Source organism: Rhodoplanes sp. SY1, from assembly GCF_046000175.1.
Lineage (GTDB): Bacteria > Pseudomonadota > Alphaproteobacteria > Rhizobiales > Xanthobacteraceae > Rhodoplanes.
Genome location: NZ_JBEOMB010000410.1, coordinates 1 through 634, shown reverse-complemented (window position 1 = coordinate 634; position 634 = coordinate 1). Strand labels below are relative to the sequence as shown.

General features: G+C 59.1%; 1 protein-coding gene. It reads right to left on the bottom strand.

Annotated features, from left to right (window positions below; all coding sequences use genetic code 11):
• Positions 1-440 (bottom strand): hypothetical protein (locus ABTU92_RS30020; protein WP_408095189.1); only part of this gene is annotated, 440 nt, incomplete at its 3' end.
• Between the last annotated feature and the right edge of the window lie 194 nt (positions 441-634).

Sequence of the window (634 nt, the reverse complement as noted above, 5' to 3'; positions counted from 1 at the left end):
GGTGCACGCCGAATGTGGGCCTGGGAAAGCACGAGATGGGGTGAAAGCCCGAGCTTAGCTGTCATCTCCCGAAACCAACCAGATTTCTCCTTCAGTATGTCGCTCGAAATGTCCACAGTGTCGGCACGGCGACTGATCGTGCCGTCAATGGAGAGCATGACATCGGAGACCACCTCGTAGAGCGCTACATTGATCATGCTGGTCTTGACGTTCTGGAGGCGCACGATCTCCCAGGTCAGGTCGGCGTGCTCCTTGACGAAGAGCCATTCTTCCAGCCGGGACGGCTGCAAGGCGCCAATGGCCTGAAGCAGCAGGATCGCGTAATCGTCGAGATTCTCGACCTCCAACACCGGGACGCTGCTGAAGAACGAATGGAGGTCTTTGGGTACCCCCTCGAGGTACCCACCAGCTATCATTTCTTTAAGCGCGTTGCGTGCCATGACGACTCCTTGTTCGTGCTTCTTCGATTCTGATAAGCGCGCGGCGTGTGGGGCCGCAACATACTTCGGCGCAGAAATCCCCACCGATGACGGCGCGGCACCTCTTCGGGCCGCACCGAGATTTGCCAGGCCTCGCCGACCGTCGGGTTCTTCGAGAAGCACAGGCGTCCTCTGTAAGCTGCGCGATCTCGGCC